22 protein-coding genes and 1 pseudogene are annotated in these 22,330 nt (G+C 71.0%); 10 read left to right on the plus strand and 13 right to left on the minus strand.

Features of this window, described 5'->3' with window-relative positions; translation table 11 throughout:
* Nucleotides 1-80 precede the first annotated feature (80 nt).
* A complete protein-coding gene (locus tag AC0L6Y_RS04655; protein WP_473556490.1) occupies nucleotides 81-1,334 on the minus strand; it encodes a DUF2510 domain-containing protein in 1,254 nt (417 codons plus the stop codon).
* A gap of 184 nt (nucleotides 1,335-1,518) precedes the next feature.
* Between AC0L6Y_RS04655 and AC0L6Y_RS04660 the strand changes: the two genes are divergently transcribed.
* Nucleotides 1,519-4,134 carry a DEAD/DEAH box helicase gene (locus AC0L6Y_RS04660; RefSeq protein WP_473556496.1) on the plus strand — a complete coding sequence of 872 codons (2,616 nt, stop codon included), beginning with the start codon at nucleotides 1,519-1,521 and terminating at the stop codon, nucleotides 4,132-4,134.
* Between the two features lie 141 nt (nucleotides 4,135-4,275).
* Here the strand turns inward: AC0L6Y_RS04660 and AC0L6Y_RS04665 are convergent, their stop codons facing one another.
* Complete coding sequence (locus AC0L6Y_RS04665) at nucleotides 4,276-4,596, minus strand: hypothetical protein (RefSeq protein ID WP_473556503.1); 321 nt, start codon at nucleotides 4,594-4,596, stop codon at nucleotides 4,276-4,278.
* A 288-nt stretch (nucleotides 4,597-4,884) separates the two neighbouring features.
* Between AC0L6Y_RS04665 and AC0L6Y_RS04670 the strand changes: the two genes are divergently transcribed.
* From AC0L6Y_RS04670 to AC0L6Y_RS04680, 3 genes and pseudogenes are all read left to right on the plus strand, one after another.
* Nucleotides 4,885-5,307, plus strand: a complete 423-nt coding sequence (locus tag AC0L6Y_RS04670) for a DUF1761 domain-containing protein (RefSeq protein WP_473556508.1) — start codon at nucleotides 4,885-4,887, stop codon at nucleotides 5,305-5,307.
* 96 nt (nucleotides 5,308-5,403) lie between these two features.
* Nucleotides 5,404-6,854: pseudogene (locus AC0L6Y_RS04675) on the plus strand (aspartate ammonia-lyase).
* Nucleotides 6,851-7,690, plus strand: a complete 840-nt coding sequence (locus AC0L6Y_RS04680) for a CPBP family intramembrane glutamic endopeptidase (protein ID WP_473556515.1) — start codon at nucleotides 6,851-6,853, stop codon at nucleotides 7,688-7,690. Before AC0L6Y_RS04675 ends, AC0L6Y_RS04680 begins: the two are co-directional and overlap by 4 nt.
* On the opposite strand, the gene AC0L6Y_RS04685 is transcribed toward AC0L6Y_RS04680, so the two are convergent.
* The 5 genes from AC0L6Y_RS04685 to AC0L6Y_RS04705 form a co-directional block, all read right to left on the minus strand.
* On the minus strand, nucleotides 7,684-7,890 hold the full coding sequence (locus AC0L6Y_RS04685) for a hypothetical protein (protein WP_473556522.1): 207 nt from the start codon (nucleotides 7,888-7,890) through the stop codon (nucleotides 7,684-7,686). The genes AC0L6Y_RS04680 and AC0L6Y_RS04685 overlap by 7 nt on opposite strands.
* A gap of 62 nt (nucleotides 7,891-7,952) precedes the next feature.
* Entirely contained in the window at nucleotides 7,953-8,219 is a 267-nt protein-coding gene (locus AC0L6Y_RS04690; RefSeq protein ID WP_473556527.1) for a DUF7218 family protein, read from the minus strand.
* 57 nt (nucleotides 8,220-8,276) lie between these two features.
* The gene (locus tag AC0L6Y_RS04695; RefSeq protein ID WP_473556533.1) at nucleotides 8,277-9,158 is read right to left on the minus strand and encodes an SDR family oxidoreductase; all 882 of its coding nucleotides are present in this window, start codon (nucleotides 9,156-9,158) and stop codon (nucleotides 8,277-8,279) included.
* 96 nt (nucleotides 9,159-9,254) lie between these two features.
* Nucleotides 9,255-9,803 (minus strand): DUF6328 family protein, encoded by a 549-nt coding sequence (locus AC0L6Y_RS04700; protein WP_473556538.1) that lies wholly within the window; start codon nucleotides 9,801-9,803, stop codon nucleotides 9,255-9,257.
* 10 nt (nucleotides 9,804-9,813) lie between these two features.
* Nucleotides 9,814-11,415 carry a DNA-3-methyladenine glycosylase 2 family protein gene (locus tag AC0L6Y_RS04705; protein WP_473556543.1) on the minus strand — a complete coding sequence of 534 codons (1,602 nt, stop codon included), beginning with the start codon at nucleotides 11,413-11,415 and terminating at the stop codon, nucleotides 9,814-9,816.
* 84 nt (nucleotides 11,416-11,499) lie between these two features.
* Here AC0L6Y_RS04705 and AC0L6Y_RS04710 point away from each other — a divergent pair, with 84 nt between their 5' ends.
* The 4 genes from AC0L6Y_RS04710 (at nucleotide 11,500) to AC0L6Y_RS04725 (ending at nucleotide 15,724) form a co-directional block, all read left to right on the plus strand.
* The gene (locus AC0L6Y_RS04710) at nucleotides 11,500-12,891 is read left to right on the plus strand and encodes an FAD-binding oxidoreductase (protein ID WP_473556550.1); all 1,392 of its coding nucleotides are present in this window, start codon (nucleotides 11,500-11,502) and stop codon (nucleotides 12,889-12,891) included.
* A 100-nt stretch (nucleotides 12,892-12,991) separates the two neighbouring features.
* Complete coding sequence (locus AC0L6Y_RS04715) at nucleotides 12,992-13,609, plus strand: hypothetical protein (RefSeq protein ID WP_473556553.1); 618 nt, start codon at nucleotides 12,992-12,994, stop codon at nucleotides 13,607-13,609.
* Nucleotides 13,610-13,649: 40 nt separating this feature from the next.
* A complete protein-coding gene (locus AC0L6Y_RS04720; protein WP_473556557.1) occupies nucleotides 13,650-14,423 on the plus strand; it encodes a hypothetical protein in 774 nt (257 codons plus the stop codon).
* Between the two features lie 104 nt (nucleotides 14,424-14,527).
* Entirely contained in the window at nucleotides 14,528-15,724 is a 1,197-nt protein-coding gene (locus tag AC0L6Y_RS04725) for a PrsW family intramembrane metalloprotease (protein ID WP_473556562.1), read from the plus strand.
* Here the strand turns inward: AC0L6Y_RS04725 and AC0L6Y_RS04730 are convergent.
* From AC0L6Y_RS04730 to AC0L6Y_RS04750, 5 genes are all read right to left on the minus strand, one after another.
* Nucleotides 15,714-16,790, minus strand: a complete 1,077-nt coding sequence (locus AC0L6Y_RS04730; RefSeq protein WP_473556567.1) for a hypothetical protein — start codon at nucleotides 16,788-16,790, stop codon at nucleotides 15,714-15,716. The two genes, AC0L6Y_RS04725 and AC0L6Y_RS04730, sit on opposite strands and share 11 nt — an antisense overlap.
* A gap of 185 nt (nucleotides 16,791-16,975) precedes the next feature.
* Entirely contained in the window at nucleotides 16,976-18,166 is a 1,191-nt protein-coding gene (locus AC0L6Y_RS04735; RefSeq protein ID WP_473556572.1) for a MarP family serine protease, read from the minus strand.
* Nucleotides 18,167-18,248: 82 nt separating this feature from the next.
* The gene (locus AC0L6Y_RS04740) at nucleotides 18,249-19,097 is read right to left on the minus strand and encodes an ABC transporter permease subunit (RefSeq protein ID WP_473556576.1); all 849 of its coding nucleotides are present in this window, start codon (nucleotides 19,095-19,097) and stop codon (nucleotides 18,249-18,251) included.
* Complete coding sequence (locus AC0L6Y_RS04745; RefSeq protein ID WP_473556580.1) at nucleotides 19,094-20,011, minus strand: ABC transporter ATP-binding protein; 918 nt, start codon at nucleotides 20,009-20,011, stop codon at nucleotides 19,094-19,096. The genes AC0L6Y_RS04740 and AC0L6Y_RS04745 overlap by 4 nt, the downstream gene beginning before the upstream one ends.
* Nucleotides 20,008-20,697, minus strand: a complete 690-nt coding sequence (locus AC0L6Y_RS04750; protein WP_473556584.1) for a TetR/AcrR family transcriptional regulator — start codon at nucleotides 20,695-20,697, stop codon at nucleotides 20,008-20,010. The genes AC0L6Y_RS04745 and AC0L6Y_RS04750 overlap by 4 nt, the downstream gene beginning before the upstream one ends.
* Before the next feature lie 150 nt (nucleotides 20,698-20,847).
* Here AC0L6Y_RS04750 and AC0L6Y_RS04755 point away from each other — a divergent pair, with 150 nt between their 5' ends.
* Entirely contained in the window at nucleotides 20,848-21,321 is a 474-nt protein-coding gene (locus AC0L6Y_RS04755; RefSeq protein ID WP_473556586.1) for a hypothetical protein, read from the plus strand.
* Nucleotides 21,318-21,554 (plus strand): helix-turn-helix transcriptional regulator, encoded by a 237-nt coding sequence (locus AC0L6Y_RS04760; RefSeq protein WP_473556590.1) that lies wholly within the window; start codon nucleotides 21,318-21,320, stop codon nucleotides 21,552-21,554. The genes AC0L6Y_RS04755 and AC0L6Y_RS04760 overlap by 4 nt, the downstream gene beginning before the upstream one ends.
* On the opposite strand, the gene AC0L6Y_RS04765 is transcribed toward AC0L6Y_RS04760, so the two are convergent.
* Nucleotides 21,551-22,318, minus strand: coding sequence for a lysophospholipid acyltransferase family protein (locus tag AC0L6Y_RS04765; protein ID WP_473556595.1), 768 nt, complete (start codon nucleotides 22,316-22,318; stop codon nucleotides 21,551-21,553). The genes AC0L6Y_RS04760 and AC0L6Y_RS04765 overlap by 4 nt on opposite strands.
* Nucleotides 22,319-22,330: the final 12 nt, after the last annotated feature.

The raw sequence follows: 22,330 nt of genomic DNA on the forward strand, positions 1-22,330 counted from the left end.
GTGAGGGTGTCTCGGGGGTGATTCGGCTTTCGCTCAGCGATGGTTCAGGGATGCTGAAGCTGGATGCCGACTCCAGATAACTACATCGTGAAGATCCCCCAGTCGTCGACACGCCAGTTGATCCAACCATTTGCGCGCTGAAGGCTGACGGTGACCACGAATTCTTGACCGCGCGCGTTGGTCGCGGCGCATCCGAAGCTCTGGCCGACGAGCAGCGGCGGCATCTCGGGGCAGTCCAGGGCGATCTCGCCGCCGAGGGTGGCGGCCGCATCCTGCACCGAGTTCTCGGCCTCCTGGGCGAACGCGGTCGGCGCCAGAGCGATCACGAGTCCGGGCACGGCGATGACCGATCCGGCCAGGACAACCGTCAGCGAGACCCAGGTCAGCAGCGGGCCGAAGCCGCGGCCCGACTCGCGCACCACCGCGGTCATGCGCACGATCAGATAGGCCGGGGCCGTCAGGAACGCCCAGGCCCACGGCGGCGGCTGCTCGAAGCCGAGACGCGCGAGGGCCCGCGAGTCGACGAACGCGAGGATCACGACGAGCAGGTACGGAACGACGATGACGAGCGCGAGGAACACCGGCGAGGCGGGTCCGGCGAGCCCCGACAGCAGGAACAGCAGTCCGAGAACGAGGAGGACCAGGGGGAGCAGCGCGATCGACCACACCGGGCCGGTGCCGACCTGGCGCGGGATCTCCGCGGCCATGCGCGCGCCGTGCGCGGCGCGGCTCGGTCGGGACGCGTCCCCGCTCGCCGTGCGGCGTCCCTCGTGGGCGGCCCCGCCGCCGCCGGCAGCGCGAGTCGGATGCTCGGAGGTGCCGGTCGCGCGACGCGCGTGCTCGGCATCCGGGATGTACCGCTCCTCCTGGTCGCCGAGGTGCGAGGTGGCGGTGCGCGGCGTCGGGGTATCGCCCAGCAGGTCGTCGAAGCGCGAGTCGAGGTTGTAGGCCTGGCTTGTCGGGGCGCCCGCGGGCACTCCGTAGCTCGCGTAGCGCTGGGCGGGGGAGACCTCGTCGGGGAACAGATCGCTGTAGTCGGGTGCGGCGAGCGAGAGCGCGGGGTCGGCGAAGGCGCGGTTCGGCGTGCCGAACAGCAGGTCCGCGTCGTCCGCGGTCGCCGTGGCGGTCTCGGCCGCGCGCGGTTCGAACACCTCGAACGGGTCCGCGTAGTCGACCCGCGTCGCGGGGCGCGACGGGCTCGGGGTCGCGGGCCGGCGCGCGTCGGAGGTGTGCTCGGTCCACGAGTGGTTGTCCCACCAGCGCAGCTGCGGCAGGCCCAAGGGGTCCGGATACCATCCCGCTGGAACGCGGGTGTCGTTGTTGGACACGCTCACGCTCCCTCTTTGTCCCCCAGCAACGGTGGCAGAAAAACACACCGATTACCAGGATATTCTAAGCCGCCCGATCCGCGGAGGGTAGTCAGATCGGTACACCCATAGCGGGGGACACGCGCACGCCCGCGAGGCCGTCGCCCGCTGCCGGAACGCCGGTCCCAGCGAGTAGGGCAGACTCGAACGCATGCTGACCGATCGCCTTGCCGCCACCCGTCCGGCCGGCGACTGGGATCCGGATGCCTTCATCGCGGTCTTCGATGACTGGGCGAGCGAGCAGGGCATCCGTCTGTATCCGGCGCAGGAGGAGGCGGTGCTCGAGCTCGTGCTCGATCGCCACCTGGTGCTGTCGACGCCCACCGGCACCGGCAAGTCCCTGGTCGCGGTGGCGGCGCACGCGGCGGCGCTCGCGCAGGGGAGGCGGAGCTTCTACACCGCCCCGATCAAGGCGCTTGTGAGCGAGAAGTTCTTCCAGCTGACCGACACCTTCGGCGCGCAGAACGTCGGCATGGTGACGGGCGACTCGAGCGTCAACCCCGAGGCGCCGATCATCTGCTGCACGGCCGAGATCCTGGCGAACCTCGCCCTGCGCAACGGCCCCGACACCGACGCCGACGTCGTCATCATGGACGAGTTCCACTACTACGCCGACCCGGATCGCGGGTGGGCGTGGCAGCTTCCGCTGCTGCAGCTGCCGAAGGCGCAGTTCGTGCTGATGTCGGCGACCCTCGGCGACGTGACGGCGCTCGCCGACGACCTGGAGCGCCGCACCGGGCGCGAGGTCGCGCAGGTCACGGGCGTCGAGCGTCCGGTGCCGCTGCACTACCGCTACGTGCAGACGCCCGTGCACGAGACCGTCGCGGAGCTGCTGCGCGACGGGCTCGCGCCGGTGTACCTCGTGCACTTCTCCCAGGCGGCCGCGGTCGAGCGGGCACAGGCGCTCGCGAGCGCGGGCGTCGCCACGCGCGAGCAGCGCGACCGCATCGCCGAGGAGATCGGCGGCTTCCGCTTCGCCGCCGGCTTCGGCCAGCAGCTGTCCCGCCTCATCCGCCTCGGCATCGGGGTGCACCACGCAGGCATGCTGCCGAAGTACCGACGGCTGGTCGAGCAGCTCGCCCAGCTCGGACTGCTGCGGGTGATCTGCGGCACCGACACCCTCGGGGTCGGCATCAACGTGCCGATCCGCACCGTCCTCTTGACCGGGCTCACCAAGTTCGACGGCACCCGGATGCGGCAGTTGACCGCGCGCGAGTTCCACCAGGTGGCGGGGCGCGCCGGACGCGCCGGTTTCGACACCGCCGGGGAAGTGGTGGCCGAGGCGCCCGAGCACGAGATCGAGAACGCGATCGCCACTGCGAAGGCGGAGGCGCGCGGCAAGAAGCAGGGCCCGAAGAAGCGCGCCCCCGAGGGCTTCGTCAGTTGGGGGCCCGCGAGCTTCGAGCGGCTGATCGCCGCCGAGCCGGAGACGCTCACCAGTTCGATGCAGGTGACCGCCGCGATGCTGATCAACCTGATCGGCCGCCCCGGCGCCGACGCGCCCGCGCGGGAGGCGTCGAGCGCCTTCCAACTGGTGCGCGACCTCGTCTTCGACAACCACGAGCCGCCCGCGCGGCAGCGCGAGCTCGCGCGGCGCGCGATCGGCGTGTACCGCACCCTGCGGCAGGGGGGCGTGGTGCTGCAGACCGGCGGCGGCTTCGACGGCTCGGCGAGCATCCGGCTGATGGTCGATCTGCCGCCGCACTTCGCGCTCAACCAGCCGCTGTCGCCGTTCGCGCTCGCCGCGTTTGAACTGCTCGACCCGGAGGCGGAGGTGGGCCGCGGCGGGCCGGAGGCGCATCCGGATGCCGCCGGAACCGACCACTACGCGCTCGACATGATCTCGATCATCGAGGCGACGCTCGACGACCCGCGGCCGGTGCTTGCGCAGCAGCAGTATCGGGCGCGCGGCGAGGCGGTCGCGGCGATGAAGGCCGAGGGCATCGAGTACGAGCAGCGCATGGATCTGCTCGAGGAGATCACCTGGCCGAAGCCGCTGGAGGCGCTGCTCGAGCAGGCGTTCGAGACTTTCGCGTCGTCGCAGCCGTGGGTGCGCGACTTCGAGCTGCGGCCGAAGTCGGTGGTGCGCGACCTGTACGAGCGGGCGATGAGCTTCGGCGAGTACATCGCCTATTACCAGCTGGGGCGCAGCGAGGGGCTCGTGCTGCGGTACCTGTCGGACGCGTACCGCACCGCGCGGCAGTCGATCCCCGACGAGCGCAAGACGGAGGACCTGACCGACCTCATCGAGTGGCTCGGCGAGCTCGTCCGCCAGGTCGACTCCTCCCTGCTCGACGAATGGGAGGCCCTCCTCTCCGATTCCGGTGGCGGGGATGCATCCCGGGCGTCGGGGAGTGAGGCGCGCGGCACGCGGGAGGGGCGCGACTCACTCGGTACGGCGACCCCGCGCAGCGTGCTCTCGAACCGACGCGCGTTCATGGTGCTCGTGCGCAACGAGCTGTGGCGGCGGGTGCAGCTCGCCGCCCTGCAGAAGGACGACGAGCTCATCGCGCTCGACCCCGAGGTCGACTGGCCCGCGGTCCTCGACGCCTACTTCGAGGAGCACGACACGATCGGCACCGGTCCGGATGCCCGCAGCGCCGCCCGAATCCAGATCGACGAGCAGCCGGATCGCTGGGTCGTCCGTCAGGTGATCGACGACCCGGCCGGTCACCACGATTGGGGCATCAACGCCGAAGTCGATCTGGAGGCGTCGGCGGAGCAGGGGATCGCGGTCGTGCGCGTGGTCTCGGTCGAGAGACTCTAGGGGGCGCTTCGCGCGCCGACAGGTGTCACACGCTATGGGGCGTGCGTCTCCGGGCGGCCGCGCAGAGCCGGGCCGACGTCGAGGCGTGAGCCGCCGCCGTGTGTCGCCGCACGTCGCTGAAGCCGCAGCCGTTGGAGCGACCTATTCCTCGTCGTCCAGCACCGAGAAACGCCGGGGCATCACCGAGCGCGCGGTGGCGGCCTCAAGCTCGTGAGGCACGTGCGCCGCGTTGTGAATCGACTCGAACACCCAGTTGACGGCCGGCAGCACGCTGACGAGCAGTCCGATGGCGCCGAGGGCGGAGAAGGTGATCGCGACGACGGGTGGTGCAGCCCCCACGCATCCGAGCTCGGTTGCGGCGCACGGCTGGCTGGCGATCGCGACGTTGACGATCGCGAAGCTGATCGCAGCGACGGCGATGGCCGCCAAGGCGAACGCTCCGAGCGCGCGTCGTGATTGCACCTGTCAAGCCCCCTGCCGCCCGCCCCCTGCGGTTGCCTTGTCAGCGTAGGGCGCGGGGGTGCCCCGGCACATTCCCCCGTCTGGGGCGCCCGCGACTGGGGGTCACGCGGACGCGGCGATGCCTCGGGAGCGCTGAGGTCACGACGACGCCCCCGGCAACCCCTACCGCGTACCTCCCGCGCCTACCGAGTGCCGCGCGCCGCACGCCCCGGCGCCCGGGATGCATCCCTGCCGCCCCGGCCGGGGGTGGGGTTGCGCTGGGAGGCGGCTGGGAGGAGGATGCGGGACATGGTTCCCGAGATCAACTACATCGCCGTCATCCTCGCCACCCTGTCGAGCATGGTGGTGGGCTCCATCTGGTACGCCGAGAAGGTGTTCGGCGCACGCTGGATGAAGCTCAGCGGGATGACCCCCGAAGACACCCAGAAGGGCTTCGTGAAGGCGCTTGTCATCACCCTGATCGTGAGCTTCGTCACCGCGCTCGTGCTCGCCGGAACCGCCACCATCGTGCACGCCTACTACGACGGCGGCAGCTTCCTGATCTCCGCCATCATCACCGCGATCGTGCTCTGGGCCGGCTTCACGGCCGCGCGCTTCATCACGCACGACCTCTTCGACCGTCGTCCCGCGGGCCTCACAGTCTTGAATGTCGCGCACGAACTCGTCACGCTCGTCGTCATGGCGCTAATCATCGGCGTCTGGCCGGCTTAACCCCGCCGAACGCGCGCGACCCGACGTACACTCGGATTCGTGGACGACCCTGACGGTACGCCGATCACTTCCGGTCCTGAGCAGGCCCCGGTGCAGCTGGCCTCGCCCGGCCCGACGCGCACCGAGCGCGATTCGCTCGGCGAGAAGGAGATCCCGGATTACGTGCTCTGGGGCATCCACACCGCCCGGGCGCTCGAGAACTTCCCGATCTCGCGTCGCGCGATCTCGAACTACCCGGACCTGATCCGGGCCCTCGCCCTGGTCAAGCAGTCCGCCGCCCGCGCCAACCGCGACCTCGGGGTGCTGAGCGCCGAGAAGGCGGACATCATCGACAAGGTCTGCGCCCGCATCGCCGACGGCGAGTGGCATGACCAGTTCGTGGTGGGAGTCGTGCAGGGCGGCGCTGGCACGAGCACCAACATGAACGCGAACGAGGTGATCGCGAACGCGGGCCTGCAGATGATGGGCTACGACCTGGGCGAGTACCACGCGCTGCACCCGATCGACGATGTGAATCGCAGCCAGTCGACCAACGACGTGTATCCGACGGCGATCAAGCTCGCGATGGTGTTCGGCCTGCGTCGGCTGCGCACCGAGCACGCGCTGCTCATCGAGAGCTTCGCGGCGAAGGCGCGCGAGTTCGAGAACGTCCTCAAGGTGGGGCGCACCCAGTTGCAGGACGCCGTGCCGATGACCCTCGGCCAGGAGTTCCACGGCTTCGCGACGACGCTGCAGGAGGATTCCGACCGGCTCGGCGAGGTGATCCCGTGGCTCAGCGAGATCAACCTCGGTGCCACGGCGATCGGCACCGGCATCACCGCCGACCCGCGCTACGCGGAGGCCGTGCGACGCCACCTGGAGGAGCTCACCGGCATCCCGCAGGAGACCGCCCCCGACCTGATCGAGGCGACGGCAGATACGGGCATCTTCATGACCGTCTCCGGCACGCTCAAGCGCGCGGCCGTCAAGCTGTCGAAGATCTGCAACGACCTGCGTCTGCTGTCCTCGGGGCCGCAGGCGGGCCTCGGCGAGATCTCGCTCCCGGCACGGCAGGCAGGGTCGAGCATCATGCCCGGCAAGGTCAACCCGGTGATTCCGGAGGTCGTCAACCAGGTCGCCTTCGCAGTGATCGGGGCGGATGCGACGGTCACCGCCGCGGCGGAGGGCGGCCAGCTGCGAGCTGAACGCCTTCGAGCCGGTTATCGCGCACAGCATCCTGCAGTCGCTGTTCTGGATGACGAACGCGTGCCGCACGCTGCGGGTGAACTGCATCGACGGGATCCGGGCCAACGAGGCGCGCCTGGCGATGCAGGTCGAGTCGAGCGTGGGGGTGGTGACGGCGCTGACGCCGTACATCGGCTACGCGGCGGCCGCCTCGCTCGCGCACGAGGCGCTCACCTCGAACGCGTTCGATCTCGCAGCTGGTGCTGGATGCCGGCCTGATGACGCCCGAGCAGGTCGCGAAGGTGCTGCGGCCGGAACGGCTCAGCGGGCTGGTGCCCGCCACCTCGGTGATCACGCTGCCGACCCCGGAGGACATGGCGTGAGCGCGGCACCTCACGCGGCCGTGTCGTCCACGCCGCTCGAACTCGATGGCGAGCGCACCGCGAAGCTGATCCCGGCACTCGCGATCGCCCTGTCGGCGTTCGCGCTGTTCGCCCTGCAGCTGCCGCTGCTCGGCTATCCGCTGCTGGTCGGCGGCCTGGTGTGGGCGCTGCTGCTCGACCGCGCGCTCGCCCAGGATCTGCTGCTGATCGGCGTCGGCATCGCGATCGTGTCGACGACGAGCGTGGAGGCGGATGTCTCCTGGCCGAGCTTCATCCGGATCGGCATCGTGCTGGGCGCGGCGGTGGCCGTGCCGTTCCTCATCGACCGCTTCGTGTACCGCCGCCGGGCGGTGCGCTTCCCGTGGCGCAGCCGCGAGAAGAAGACGCGCCTCGAGATGCTGTACCTGTTCGCGGTGCCGGCGCTCGGCTGGGCGATCCTGCCGTTCTACTTCATCCGCTCGGGCGCGTACGAGAACTGGCCGAACATCGAGAACGCGTCGGAGCTGGCACGGTTCTTCGTCGGCGTGAACGCGGTCGGCACCTGGGACGAGCTGTTCTTCATCTGCACCTGCTTCGCGCTGCTGCGCCGTCACTTCCCGGTCTGGCAGGCGAACCTGCTGCAGGCGACGATCTTCGTGTCGTTCCTGTGGGAGCTCGGCTATCGCTCCTGGGGTCCGCTGCTGACGATCCCGTTCGCGCTGCTGCAGGGCTTCCTGTTCAGTCGCACGCGCTCGCTCGGCTACGTGCTGATCGTGCACCTGCTGTTCGACGCGATCGTGTTCCTCGCGATCGTGCACGCGCACCATCGCGACTGGATTCCGATCTTCGTCTACTGACCGCCGACGACCGGCGCCGGTGTCGCCCCGTCGAGTTCGGCTTCGGGGTCGGTCTCCGGCTCGGCCTCGACTCGTTCGTCGGGGTCGATCGTGGGCGGCGGCAGTTCGGTCTCGACGGCGTCGTCGAGGGGCACCTCGCGCTCGTCCTCGGGGTTCGGGACGTAGTCGAGGGTCTCGTCGGTGTTCGGCTCTCGTTCCATGGCGGACTCCTTCCGTGCTGTCATTGTCGCGCGCGGCGCGGGCGAGGGGTAGGTCTTCCGGCTCAGTGCTCCCGCAGTCGGCGGATGAGGTCGTGCTTGCGGAGGTCGGAATAGCCGGTCAGCCCGAGCTCTTTCGCCCGGGAGCGCAGCTCGTCGACCGTCCAGTCCTCGTAGGCGGGGGATTCGCCGCCGCGCTCGCCGACGGCGCTGCGGCCGTCGCGCGCGGCGGCGTTGGAGATCCGGGCGGCCTTCTCTTTGCTGCTGCCCTCGGCTCGGAGCGTCTCGTAGAGCTCCGGATCCTTGAGCGCGGTGTCGCGGGAGGTGGGCATTCGATGTCTCCTTCCGGGCGGGTGGTCGGGCGGGGGCGAATCGGCGGCGGAACGGGGTCAGAGCGGCTTGCCGCCGGTGACCGGCACGATCGCCCCGGACACGTATGACGAGGCGGGGTCGGCGAGGAACACGTAGGCGGGCGCGAGCTCGGCGGGCTGTCCGGCGCGCCGCAGCGGCGTGTCCTGGCCGAACTCGGGCAGCGATTCCGGCCAGCTGGTCGCGGGAATCAACGGCGTCCAGATCGGGCCGGGGGCGACGGCGTTGACGCGGATGCCCCGGCAGCCGAGCTGGCGTGCGAGCGCCTTCGTGAATGCGACCTGCGCCGCCTTGGTCATCGCGTAGTCGATGAGGGCCGGGGAGGGGTCGAAGGCCTGGATCGAGGTGGTTGAGATGATGGAGGAGCCGGGTTTCAGGTGCGGGATGGCGGCGCGCGCCATCCAGATCGGCGAGTACAGGTTGGTCTCGAAGACGCGCTGGAACTCCTCGTTCGGCAGGTGCTCAAGTCCGTCGCGGTTCTCCTGGTAGGCGGCGTTGAGCACCAGGATGTCGAGCCCGCCGAGCCGTTCGACGACGGTCTCGACGGCGGTCTCGTTGGCCTCCTCGCTGCGCAGGTCTCCGGGAAGCCCCATGCCGACGCGGCCCGCGTGCTCGACCCAGCCGATGGTGGCGGCGGCGTCATCGACCTCGTCGGGCAGGTAGGTGATGGCGACGTCGGCGCCTTCGCGGGCGAAGGCGATCGCGACGGCGCGGCCGATGCCCGAGTCGCCGCCGGTGATGAGCGCGCGCATCCCGTGCAGCCGGCCGGATCCGACGTAGCTCTCCTCGCCGTGGTCGGGCACGGGAACCGTCGCCTGGGTGAGGCCGGGCTGCTCCTGCTGCTGCTCGGGGAAGCCGTCGGTGCGGTAGCGCGTGACCGGATTCAGGTCGAGGTTCGTCATGTGTCCGGTTTACGTCGTCACGCGGCTCCGCGGGTCGGTTCTGCCCGCCTTCTCACCGCGTGCACAGCGCCCGTTCAGCCGGACGCGCCGCGGCGGCTACGGGTCGAGGTGTCGGGACCGCGCCAGCAGCGGCAGCAGGAACCACGCGATGATCGCCAGACTCAGGGTGACGCCGCCCGCGATGAGGCCCGCGGCCCGGCCGAGCACGACGTCGAAGATCAGCAGCGCCGTGCCGGTGAGGGTGCCGGCGAGGGTGACGAAGGTGATCCGCATGATGACGTTCGCCACCGCGACGAGCTGCGGTTTCGCCTGTTGGCGGAACAGCGCGCGGTGCAGGGTGACGGGCGTCAGCGCGAGCAGCGTGGCGAGCACGGCGAAGCCGACGAGCACGAGATAGATGACGCGCTCGTGGGTCTCGAGCTCGCTGAAGCGGGACTGGAAGGGGATGGTGAGCAGAAAGCCGGTCAGGATCTGGGACCCGGTCTGGGTGACCCGCAGCTCCTGGAGGATCTCGCCCCAGTTGCGGTCGAGCCGCTCGACCTCGGTCTCGTTGCGGCCGTCGGCGCGGTTCGCCCCGCCGTTTCGCCCGTCGTTCCCCGGTCGTGCGTGTGCGTCCTCGCGGGCGCCTGACTGCTCCGTCGCCATGGTCCCGATCCTAGGAGTCGGCGCCGGCGCTGTCGCGGAGGTTCGGCGCACTCGAAGGCTCGGCTTTGCGGGACGGCGCGGCGCCGGGGCGCGCCCGCCAGAGGTGCAGCGTCGCGTAGCTGCGCCAGGGCGCCCAGCGGGCGGCGTGGGCCGCGAGCGCGGCGGCGGATCCGGGGAGGCCGTGGGCCGCCGCCGTCTGGCGCACGATCAGATCTTCGGCCAGGAAGGTGTCGGGATGCCCGAGGACGCGCATCGCGACATAGCCGGCCGTCCACGGTCCGATGCCCGGCACGGCGAGGAGCGCGGCGCGCAGCTCGTCGGCGCGCGTCTCCGGGTCGAGACGCAGACGTCCGTCGAGGATCGCGTGGGCGGCCGCGACGATCGTCGCGATCCGGCGGGCGGGACCGCGCAGCGCCTCGGTTCCGTGTTCGGCGAACTGCTGCGCCGAGGGGAAGCGTCCGCCGCCCAGCTCGCTCACGAGGCGACCGGTGACGGTGCGCGCCGCGGCGACTGAGATCTGCTGCCCGAGCAGGGTGCGGAACAGGGTCTCGGCGCCGTCGACGCTGCCGGGCAGTCGGAGACCGGGGCGCGCCGCGACGAGCGGGGCGAGCACCGGATCGGCGGCGAGCGCGCGGTCGACGGCGAGGGCGTCGGCGTCGAGATCGAACAGCCGGCGGAGCCGGGCCGAGAGCGCGGGCACATCGGCGAGATCGTCGAGCCGGGCTCGCACGATGACGCCGGGCCGATCGGCGTCGACGCGCACGCGCACGGATGCATCCCCACGAGGAAGGGCGACGGTGCGCGCGAACTCGCTCGGGTCGTCGCTCTCGAGTCCGGGGACGGCGTGATCGGCGAAGAACCGCAGCAGGCCGGCGCCGTCGAAGGGCTCGCGCGCGGGGAGCCGCAGCGTGAGCGCGGTTCCCGGGGCGGTTCCCGGGGCGGTGCCCGGGGCCGCGTCCGCCGCGGGCCCGTGGGCGGCGGGCGCGGTGCGCGCGGCCGCCGCAGGGCCGCCGCCCGCGCGCTCGGGGGCGAGCGCTCGCGACCCGCGACGGGCGAGCGCCCGCAGTTCGGTCGGGCTCGTGCGATACAGCTCGGCGATCGTGTCGTTGAACTGCCGGAGGCTGCCGAATCCGGCGGCGAAGGCGACGTCGGCAATGGGCAGCTCGGTCACGGCGAGCAGCGTGCGCGCCGTGTGCGCGCGGTGCGCTCGGGCGAGGGCGAGCGGCCCCGCTCCGAGCTCGGTGCGCAGCACGCGACCGAGGTGACGGCTGCTGTAGCCGAGTCGCCGCGCGAGGCCTTCGACGCCGTCGCGCTCCACCACGCCATCGTCGATCAGGCGCATGGCCCGCGAGGCGAGGTCGTCGCGCAGATTCCACTCCGGGGAGCCGGGCACGGCGTCCGGCTGGCAGCGCTTGCAGGCCCGCAGCCCCGCCTCGTGGGCGGCGGCCGCGGTGCGGAAGAACCGCACGTTCTGCGGCTTCGGGGTGACGGCCGGGCAGCTGGGTCGGCAGTAGATGCCGGTCGTGGTGACCCCGGCGATGAACTGGCCGTCGAAGCGCGCGTCACGTGCCGACAGGGCGGCGTAGCGTTCGGCGAAGGCGGCGTCGGGCATGCTTCAGAGTGTCACGCGCGAGACGGGTCTGTCAGCGGAAATCGGACATCGCGAGCGGGCGTCCGCGCCGGATAGCCTCGGGGCATGAGTCACGAGCACCTCGATCGTCACCGGGCCGCGCTGGCCGAGCTGCTGGGACCGGCGCTCGTCGTGGAGCCGTCGGTGCTGGAGACGCTGCGCGCCGACAAGTCGGGCCACCTCTCCGGGGCGCCGCCGCTGGCCCTCGTCGAGGCACGCAGCATCGAGGACGTGCAGGCGACGCTGCGCTACGCGAACGAGCACGGCATCCCGGTCGTTCCGCGCGGAGCGGGCACCGGCCTTGCGGGCGGTGCGATCGGCGGCGCCGGCGAGCTCGTGCTCTCGACGCGCGCGATGCAGCGCGTGCTCGAGCTCTCGGCCGCCGACGAGCTCGTGGTGGTCGAGCCGGGGATCCTCAACGGCGACCTCAACGACCAGTTGGCGGCGCACGGACTCTGGTTCGCCCCCGATCCCGCGAGCCGGGCGATCTCGACGATCGGCGGCAACATCGCGACGAACGCCGGGGGCCTCTCCTGCGTGAAGTACGGCGTCACGCGCGAGGCGGTGCTGGGGCTCGCGGTCGTGCTCGCCGACGGGCGGATGCTGCGCACCGGGCACCGCACCGTCAAGGGCGTCACCGGTCTCGATCTGGCGGCCCTCATGGTCGGCTCGGAGGGCACGCTCGGCGTGATCGTCGAGGCGACGCTGCGGGTGCGGCCGCGGCCGCAGGGCACTGCCGACACGGTCAGCGTGAGCTTCGCGTCCACGCGGGACGCGGCACGCGCGGCGTCGGCGATCATGGCCGCCGGCATGCAGCCCTCGGCACTGGAGATCCTGGATGCGGCGGCGCTGCGGGCCATCGGCGACTACCTGAATCAGGATCTCTCCGATCGCGGCGCGCAGCTGCTCATCCGCACTGACGGCGAGGGTGCCGTCGAGGCGGCGCAGCGCGCGCTGGAGCTTGCGGCGGAGCTCGGCGGTCGCGGCGAGCTCGCCGTGAGCGTCGAGGCCGGCGAGGAGCTGTTCGCGATGCGACGCGCGTTCCACGGCGCCATGGCGGCACGCGGCGAGGTGCTGATCGAGGATGTCGCGGTCCCGCGCAGCGCGCTCGCCGACATGTTCGACGAGCTCGAGCGCATCGGCGCCCAGTTCGATGTCGACATCGCGACGGTGGCGCACGCGGGCGACGGCAACCTGCATCCGAACTTCACGTTCGAGAGCCAGGGCTTCGATGCCGCGGGCGAGCCGATCGTGCCCGAGGAGGTGTGGGCGGCGGCCGACGCGATGTTCACGGCGGCGCTCCGGCTGGGCGGCACGCTCACCGGTGAGCACGGCGTCGGACTGCTGAAGCGGCGCTGGCTGCGCACCGAGATCGGCGACGTCTCATTCGAGCTGCAGCGCGAGATCAAGCGGGTGTTCGACCCCCGCGGGATCCTGAATCCCGGCAAGGTCTACTGACCCCGCAGCCCAGTTCGCTCTGAGCGAATTCTCAGGCTACGCGGGAATGCCGCAGAGGTAGACCGGGTTTTCTCCTGTTGAGGTGAGTACGTCCAACACGATGAATACGATCGACGCCGTTACCAGCACACCGAGTCCGCTGTCAGAGCGCACGGGCCGCGCCCGCACGCGCTCCGGCATCCCGCGCCCGTTGACGGGACGATTGCGTCTTCGCCCCACCCGCCGCGGCCGCGGTTTCGTGGTCGGCGTCGTCGACGCCGCGGGTCCCGACACGAACGGCTTCGCGCCGCGCGATCGGGTCGCCTGGCGCGACCGCGGTCAGGAACTCGACGACCTCGTGCTGCTCGACCAGACCGATGTCCTCGGGGTGCCCGACTGGATCAGCGACGAGCAGGTCGTCAGCTACCTGGCTCCTGGCCTCATCGCGCGGGCCCTCATGCGCACCCGGCCGGTCGTGCGCGGCGCCGACGTGCGCGTCGAGTCGACCGACCCGGTGGTCACCGACATGACCGCGGCATGGGTGCGCTCGCTCGGAGCGCGCGTCGTCGAGGCCGAGCAGGCCGTCGCGATCCGCGACGAACCGCAGGCCCGCCGCATCGGACTGGGAAGCCACGGCCGTCTCGCGCAGGCCGCCGTCGAGGTGTTCCAGGCGATTCGCGCCGGGGTGTTCGACGACGTCGAGCCGATCGAGGGGCGCCGACCGAACCTGGCGGCCTGAGACCGGCGGCGCGGCCTCGAGCGCGGGGTAGGGTCGCAAGGTGAACACCGATGCCCTGATTGCGAGTTCGGCCTTCGTCGGTTTCGTCGTTCTGACCCTGCTGATCGCCGACGCGATCTCGGCCTGGGTCGAGGCGCGCCAGGTGCGCGATGACGACGAGCCGGATGCGCTGACCCGCCGTCGCATCCGCGATCTCGCCTGGCTGGTGGCGATCGTCGCCGCGCTCGCGGTGATCGTCGCCTTCGCGGTGGACTCCGCCGCCCGCGCCGTCTGGGATGCCGACGATCCGGTGGCGGCGGCCCTGATCCTGTTCGCCGTGACGGTCTTCTCGTTCCTCGTCGGGATCGGGGCGGTGGTCGCGGCCGGGCGCCGCGAGCGTCCCAGCTACGCTCGGATCCGTCGTGATCTGCGCGACCGTGCGATCTACAGCTTCGATGATGAGGAGCTGCTCGACTTCGAGCGTCGACTCGCGCTCGCCGATCGCATGCGGGTGCGCCGCGTCCAGAACGCGCTGCCGCTGCGCCTGCTCGGGGTGTCGGTCGTCGTGGCGCTCGCCGTCGCGAGCTGGCTGCTGGCCCCGGGCGCGTTCTCGATCGTGTTCACGGTCGGCGCCGTCATCTCGCTGGCGGCGGGCGCGCTCGCGGTTCGCGCCGACGCGGTGCGCCAGGCCGCGCTGCACGTGGTGCTCGAGGCGCAGCGCGCGGAGGTCGTCGCTCTGCTGGAGCGGGCGCGCATCCCGCAGCGTCGTCGCGTCCCGGGCCTGCGCGACCGGGTCAGCCGCGCGCTCGCGATCCTGCGCGAGCAGCAGGGCTGAACCGGCGCCGAGCTCGCGCCGAAGCCGCCGGTGAGCCGCCGGGGCCGGGTCGAGGTTCGGCGGACATTCCTCTCCGTATACCCACGCTGGAATAGGCTGGCTCCATGAGCCAGGAGAGCCCCGACGCGGCACCCGATGAGGTCCGCCAGACGACCGATCACGCGCCCCAGGCGGTGCTGGAGCGACCGGCGCGCCCGCGCACGGGACGTGTCGTCGCCGCCGTCATCGGCTTCACGATCATGGGCGGCGCTCTCCTGCTGCTCGCCGCCTACTTCCTGACCATCCTCGGGCCCGGGTTCACGCTGATCGCCGCGATCATCGCCCTCATTCCGCTCGCCGTCGTGCTCGTCGGCGTCGGATGGATCGACCGCTGGGAGCCCGAGCCGCGCGGCGCGCTGCTGTTCGCGTTCCTCTGGGGTGCCACGATCGCGATCCTGGTCGCCCTGTTCGTCGACTCCGGCCTGCAGGAGGTCATCGCGGCGATCGGCGGGCCGACCGACTTCACCAACTTCGCGCAGAGCGCCATCCAGGCGCCCATCGTCGAGGAGGTGGGCAAGGGCATCGGCGTGTTCCTGATCTACCTGGCCGCCAAACACCACGTGGATGGTCCGATCGACGGCATCGTCTACGCGGCCGTGGTCGCCGCGGGCTTCGCGTTCACCGAGAACATCCAGTACTTCGGTCTCGAGGTGTCGGGGTACTACGGCGAGGATTCCAACGTCGCGCTGGTCTTCTTCGTGCGCGGCATCCTGTCGCCGTTCGCGCACGTGCTGTTCACCGCGTGCATCGGCTACGCGATCGGCGTCGCGGCGAAGCGCGGCAGCTCGCTCTGGACCTTCGGCGCGTTCCTCGTCGGGCTGATCCCCGCGATCGTGCTGCACGCTTTCTGGAACGGCTCCACCTTCTTCGCCGACTTCTTCGTCGTCTACATCGCCATCCACGTGCCGATGTTCCTCGTCGCGGTCGGGATGGTCGCGCTGATGCGCCGGCAGGAGGTGCGGCTCACCGGCGAGCGACTGTCCGAGTACGCGGCGGCCGGCTGGATCAGCGCCGCCGAGGTGCCGAGCCTGGCCACGCCCGCGGGGCGGCGGCAGGCGATGCAGTGGGCGAAGGCGAACGGCATCGGGTCGCTCATGCGCGACTACATCCGCGACGCGACGAAGCTCGCCTACGCGCGCCAGCGGATGATGACCGGCCGCGACCTGATCGGCAACCAGGCCGACGAGGCGGCGCTGCTTGCGAAGATCACCGACACGCGACGCCGGCTCGCCGAGGCACGGCCGACGACCGCTACGGCCTGAGGCTGAACAGGCTCCCCAGCAGGTCGGGAACGATGCCGAGGATCCAGACCAGGGCGATCGCGACCAGGCCGATGATCGCCGGCATCGGAAGGCCGCGGCGCAGGCGCTGACCGGCGGGCGCGACGAGGTTGGCCGCGAGAGCGTCGGCGACGCGCTCATCGCGGTACCGCTCGGTCTGATCGAGCGTCTTCGCCCCCACGGTGTCGGCGATGCGCAGCAGCCGCTGATACACCGCGGGAGAACCGGATTCGAAGCCGCCCGGGTGGTAGACGAACATCCAGTCGTCGATGATCTCGACGTCGAAGGGCGCGGCCTCGTCGATCAGCAGGGCCATCAGGTCGGGGGTGAAGACGTACAGCGCGTCGGTCTCGTAGCGGGCGGGGCAGTACAGGGTGAAGTAGCGATCGAAGTCGCCCTCGAGGCGGAGGCGCTGCGAGCGATCGAAGGTCATCGGCAGGTTGGAGGCGCCGAAGAGCCCGTTGTTGGCGCGGGAGTCGAGCACCATGTGCGGCAGGCGCCGGTCGAGGTGGAGCGCGAGAAACCCCCAGCGCTGCACGCGGCGGTTCTTTCCCGAACCGGTCGTGTACTGGTAGTTCCCGAAGTCGAGGAACCGCCCGTCGGCGCTGCGGAAGTGCTCGGTGGAGGCGCGGGAGGCGCCGATCCTGAAGATCGATCCGGGGTAGCTCGGAGCGGCGCTGTACGGCGAGAACTCGAGGCCGTTGGCCAGCGCGAAGCGGTTCAGTTGGGCCCAGCGCACCCACTTGCGGCGCCCCATCAGCACGATGATCGCGCCGATGCCGACGACCGCGACGGCACCGACGAGGAGCACGCCGACGAATGCCGGCAGGGCCGAGTCGATGCGACCGAGGAACGCGGTCGCCGCGGCCCCGAAGAAGATCGACCCGCCGATCAGGGCGAGCGGCAGCGCCACGACGACCTGGACGAGGGTGCCGGGCGCCAGCAGCGTTCCCGGCAGCCCGAGGGCGCGCGCTCGGCGTCGGAACTCGCGCACGTCCGCCGCGGGCGGGGCGGCCAGGAGCGGGGTGTAGTCGACGGTGCGGCCCATCAGCCCATCTAAGCGGGTCGTGAGGGTTGTTCGCGGCTTAACAGACTCGTCGCCCAGCGGCGGGTCAGTGACTCCGGCTCTTCTGGGCGACGAGTTGTCCTGTACTCAGGGTGCACCTCGGGGGCGTCGGCGTCAAGGGGAGATTCGTCGAGTGCCGCTCAGTCGAACGGCTCGCGGCGGGCCGCTCACTCGGCGATGCAGCTCCCGGAGGAGACGGCGGCGCTGAGCTCGGGGGCGACGTCGACGACGGGCGCGAGCTCGGTGTTGGTCATCGCGTACCCGAGCTGCGAGGAGTCGGCGCTCTTGGCGAACACGACGCCCGCGACCTCGCCGTCGAGCGCCAGCAGCGGGCCGCCCGAGTTGCCGGGGTTGATCTCGGCGGCGAGCGTGTAGACCTCGCGTTCGCTCGTCGAGCCGCCGTAGATGTCGCGGAGGCGCTCGGATGACACCGCGAGAACCTCGGCGCCGCCGGAGACGAACGGCCCGCCGAACGGGTAGCCCTGCACGACGCTCTCCTCGCCCGGGAACAGAGGCTCGTTGAGGTCGAGCGCCGGAACGGTGAGCCCGGTCGTGGCGATCACGGCGAGATCGTCCTGCGCATCGAAGTAGACGACGCGTCCCTCGACGCTCTGCCCGTTGGGCGCCTGAACGACCGGCTGGTCAACGCCCGCGACGACGTGGGCGTTGGTGACGATGCGGTTGGCCGAGACGACGAACCCCGAACCGGATTGGTTCTGACCGCAGGCGTACGCGGTCCCGGTGATGCGCACGACCGAGGCGGAGGCGGCGACCAGCGGATCGGTGCTGGTCTCCACGTCGGGCGCGGTGCTCGGCGCCGTCGTGACGCCGCCGATGTCCTGCCCGAGCACCGGGACGCCGTCGGCCAGGACCAGCGAGCGCAGCTGTGCCAGCGCGCTGTCGACGGGGTCGGGGGTCAGCCGCTGGATTCCGGTGATCACGGTCGACTCGCTGGCGGCGCGCGAGAGGACGGGGGCGCCGAGGGCGGTGACGCTTCCCGCGAGCAGGGAGACGGCGAGGGCGGCGGTGACGAGGGTGGCGGCGCCGCCGAGCAGTCGATCGACGGGCCGGAGCGCGGTGCGGTCGACCCCGCGCCCGATGAGTCGCCCGATGGCGCTGCCGATCGAGTGCCCGAGGATCAGCAGGAACACGGCCGCGGTGACGACGAAGAAAACGCGCCACAGCGGCCACGGCACGATGCCGGTGAGCAGGGGCGCGAGGAAGTACGCCGCGACCGCGCCGGCCGCGAGCCCGAGCATCGAGCCGAGGCTCCGTGCGAGACCGCGCCGCAGGCCCGAGACGAGAAAGCCGACCAGCGCGATCACGAGGATCACGTCGAGGGCGAGGGCAGCGGTCACCGAGATGCTCCAGTCAACAGAACGGACGCATCCAGTCTGTCGGATGCGTCCGTCCTTTGGCTGAGCGCGGTGCGCTGCCGGGTCAGCCGGTCACATCGCGACGGTGCAGCGCCACGACCGCGCCGGCGACCGCGAGGACGGCGATTCCCCACAGCAGGCCGAGGCCGGCCAGGTCGAATCCGTCGACGAGGGGCGCATTGCCGTAGGCCCAGTCGTAGGGCGAGAAGCGCTGGAGCCATTCGACGTCGGCGTTCTGGTTGCCGACGGCGTTCAGCACGTACCCGGCGATGGCGATGCCGGCGGCGGCGCCGGTGGCGATCGCGCGCGTTCCGGTGAGGGCACCGGCGAGCAGCCCGATGCTCGCGGTCAGTAGCGACAGGCCGAGCAGGGCGAGGCAGGCGGCGACGATGTTGGCGACGTCGAGGTCCAGTTCGGACGGCTCGTTGAGCAGCGCCGTGATCGCTCCCGTGTAGACGACGAGCCAGGCCAGGCGCACCACGACCGCGAGGGTGGACTCGAGCGCGAACTGGATCCGCCCGACGCCGTGCGCGAGGGTGAGCTCCAGCCGTCCGCTCTCCTCGGCTCCGGCGATCGCCGAGGACGACCACGCGGTCGCGGCGATGGTGAGCAGGGCGAAGACGATGAGCCCGAAGATCGTGGCCTGCGCGTACCCGGCGCCGCTGGTGAGGTTCTCGTAGCCGAGGGTCTTGATGAGCTCCTCCGGCATGCTGTCGAGCACCGCGGCCATCTGGTCGTTGCCGATGGACGGGTAGAGCGGCAGGTACAGGAACAGGGCGGCGCTGACGCCGACGGTCCAGCCGAGGGTGCCGCGCCAGGTGTCGACGACCAGGCGTCGGAAGATCGGCAGCGGCAGTCGCCGAAGCGGCGGCGCGGAGGCGTGGGCCGGGGCGGGCGTTCCGGTGCGGGTCATGAGCTGACCTCCTGTCGTCCGTAGAGATCGAGCACCGACTCCTCGAGGTCCGGTTCCTCGACGGTCAGATCGGTGATCCGGTAGCGCGCGAGCAGCTTGACGACCTCGTCGATGCTGCCGTTGACGGTCGCGTGCACGCGTACCGTGGGGCCGTCGATCACGTCGACATCCCGCAGATGCTCGATGCGCGACAGCGCCTCTCGGATCTCGGCGCCGGGCGAGTCGACGATGCCGGCGTTGAGTCGGCGGATCGCGTTCAGCCGCAGCGAGGCCACGTCGCCGTCGGCGACGAGCCGGCCGTCGGCGAGCACGGCCACCTGGTCGGCGGCCTGCTGGATCTCGCTGAGCACATGCGAGCTCAGCAGCACCGTCTGGCCCGCCTCGCGCGCCTCGCGGAGCATCTGCAGGAACTCGCGCTGGATGAGCGGATCGAGCCCGCTGGTCGGTTCGTCGAGCACGAGCAGCTCGGGGCGATGCATGAAGGCCTGGATGAGGCCGATCTTCTGCTTGTTGCCCTTCGAGAGCGTCCGCACCGGCCGGGTGAGATCGAAGTTGAGACGCTCCGCGAGCGCTTCGATGGTGCCGGGGGCGACCGGGCCGCTGATGTCGGCGAAGTGCTTGAGCATGGCCAGCCCCTTGGCGCGGCCGCCGAGTCGGAGCTCGCCGGGGATGAATCCGATGCGGCGGCGCTGGCCCGCGCCGCCTGCGCTCGGGTCCACGCCGAGGACGCGCGCCGAGCCGGATGTGGGGCGGATGATGTCGAGCAGCAGGCGCAGCGTGGTGGTCTTGCCGGCGCCGTTCGGTCCGATCAGGCCGTAGACGGCGCCGCGCTCGACCCGGATGCTCAGGTCGCGCACGGCGGTCACCGAGCCGAAGGTCTTGGTGAGCGCCGTGGTCTCGATGGCGTAGTTCATGCGATTTCTCCCTCGGAGGGGGCGGGCCGGTCGTGGCCGGCGGGGTCGGTGGCGGCGAGCGCGCTCCGGGCGGCGACGAGGAAGCGGTCGTCGGTGTAGAGGCCGTGCGTGTAGAGCTCGAGCGTCGGGATCGTCATGCGGCGCACCATGGCGTCGCCGAAGTAGTCGGCGCCGAAGACTCGGCTGAGCTGCTTCGCCATCAGCAGCGAGGAGAGCCCGGAGAGGGCGACCAGGGCGGCGCGCGCCTCGGGGTCGTCGCTTCGGCGCATCGTGCCCGCGTCGGTGTGCGCGTCGAGCATGTCGCGGGTCGAGGCCAGCAGTTCGTCGAAGAGGCGGTCGGCGGCGGGGGAGCCGTCGGTGAGCATGCGCGAGAGGTAGTCGATCCACGGGCGGTACTCGTCGATGTCGGCGAGCCAGCGCTGCAGCTGCTCGCCCAGCCGCGAGATGTCGGTGTCGGCTTTGCGATCGAACAGCTCGTCGATCACGAAGCGGTCGCAGGCGTCGCGCAGGCCGTCCTTGGAGCCGAAGTGGTGGATGACGAGCGCGGGGCTGACGCCCGCCTCGGTCGCGATGGCGCGCACGCTGGTGCGGTCGACGCCGTCGCGCCCGAACAGCGCGATGGCGGCATCGCGGATGCGGGCCGGTGTCGAGCGGTCGTCCGGCCGCCGACTCGTCGCTGAACGCATGTTCAACAGGCTAAACGCACGTTCAGCGCGCGTCAAGGCATGTCTGGCTTGCTCGACGCCATGTAAAAGAAAATTGACACGGTGTCGAAGAATGTGTACTTTCGAGGTGTCAAGTTTCTTTTACACGCCACGAGTTCTGGAGGTCACACCATGGTTGCGGAGCAGCGCAACGCCTGGATCGCACTCGCCGTCGCCGTCATCGGCTACGCCGTCTACTTCGCCCTGGTCATGGGCGGCGCCGCCGGCGGTCCGCTCGCCGAGGCCGACTACATCACCCCGATGCTGATCGTCATCGTCGGCTCGGTCATCGGCACCGTCGTGCTCACCGTCGCCATCGCGATCATCACCGCGATCGTCGCGGGCGTGCGCGACCCGAAGACCGCCGACGAGACCGTGCGGCGCGTCATGCAGGAGAGCGACGAGCGCGATCGCGCCATCAACAAGGCGGGGGAGCTCGCCGCGCGCTGGCTCGTCATCGCCGGGGCGCTCGCCGCCCTCGTCTTCGCGTGGTTCGAGTTCGGGCATTTCTGGATCGCCAACGTGATCTTCCTCGGCTTCTACGCCTCGGCGATCTTCGGCGCGATCTTCAAGCTGTCGGCCTACCGCTGGGGCCTGCGCGCATGAAGTCCACCCAGGTCACCAACTCGATCCGGGCGCTCCGGTTCGCCCGCGGCGAGATGACCCAGTCGGAGCTGGCCGACCGGGTCGGAGTGACACGGCAGACCATCATCGCCATCGAGCAGGCCAAGTACTCGCCGTCGCTCGAGGTCGCGTTCCAGATCGCGCGCGCCCTCGAGGTGCCGCTCGACGAGGTGTTCCACTACCCGGGCGAGACGGGCGCCGGGCCGAGCCGCTAGTCGGCGGTCTCCTCAGGCCGGCGCGAACCGCGCTGCTCGTGCTCGGTCTCGGCGACGGTCGGGGCCGTGCCGCCGAGGCGCGCGGGCTGCCACCACTGGCCCGTGCCGTCCACCGGGTAGCTCGCCTGAAGGTCATCGGTGAGGCGCTGCAGGGTGGCGCGCAGCGCGTCGGTCGCCTCGGTGATATCCGCCCCCGCGGCGACCGTGATCGGGTCGCCGACCAGGACATGGACGGGCACGCCGAAGCGGTCGCGGCGGCGCCCCTTCGCCTGCTTGGTGAGGATGCGATGCCCGCCCCAGACCGCGATCGGGATGATCGGAACGCCCGCCTCCTGCGCGAGTCGGGCGGCACCGGTCTTCAGGTTCTGCACCTCGAAGCTGCGGCTGATCGTGCCCTCGGGGAACACCCCGATCAGCTCGCCATCACGCAGCGCCGTGATGGCGGCGTCGTAGGCGCCCGCGCCCGCCGCGCGGTCGACGGGGATGTGCTTCATGTTGCGCATCCAGAATCCCAGCGGCCAGCCGCGGAACGCGCCCTTCTTCGCCATGAAGCGGATGCGGCGCCGATTGTGCAGCCACAGCACCCACTCGACGAGGGCGAATTCGAGGAAGCCGAAGTGGGTGATCGCGATCACGGCGCCGCCGTCATCCGGCAGATTCTCGGCCCCGCGCACGTCGCGTTTCACGCGAAGGGCACCGAACAGCAGCCGACCGGCGCCGATCGCGGCGGTGTAGATGGGCTCGTTCCGGTACCGGGCGGTCATGCAACCAGCGTA

This window comes from Pseudolysinimonas sp. 10J20-29, from assembly GCF_055809595.1.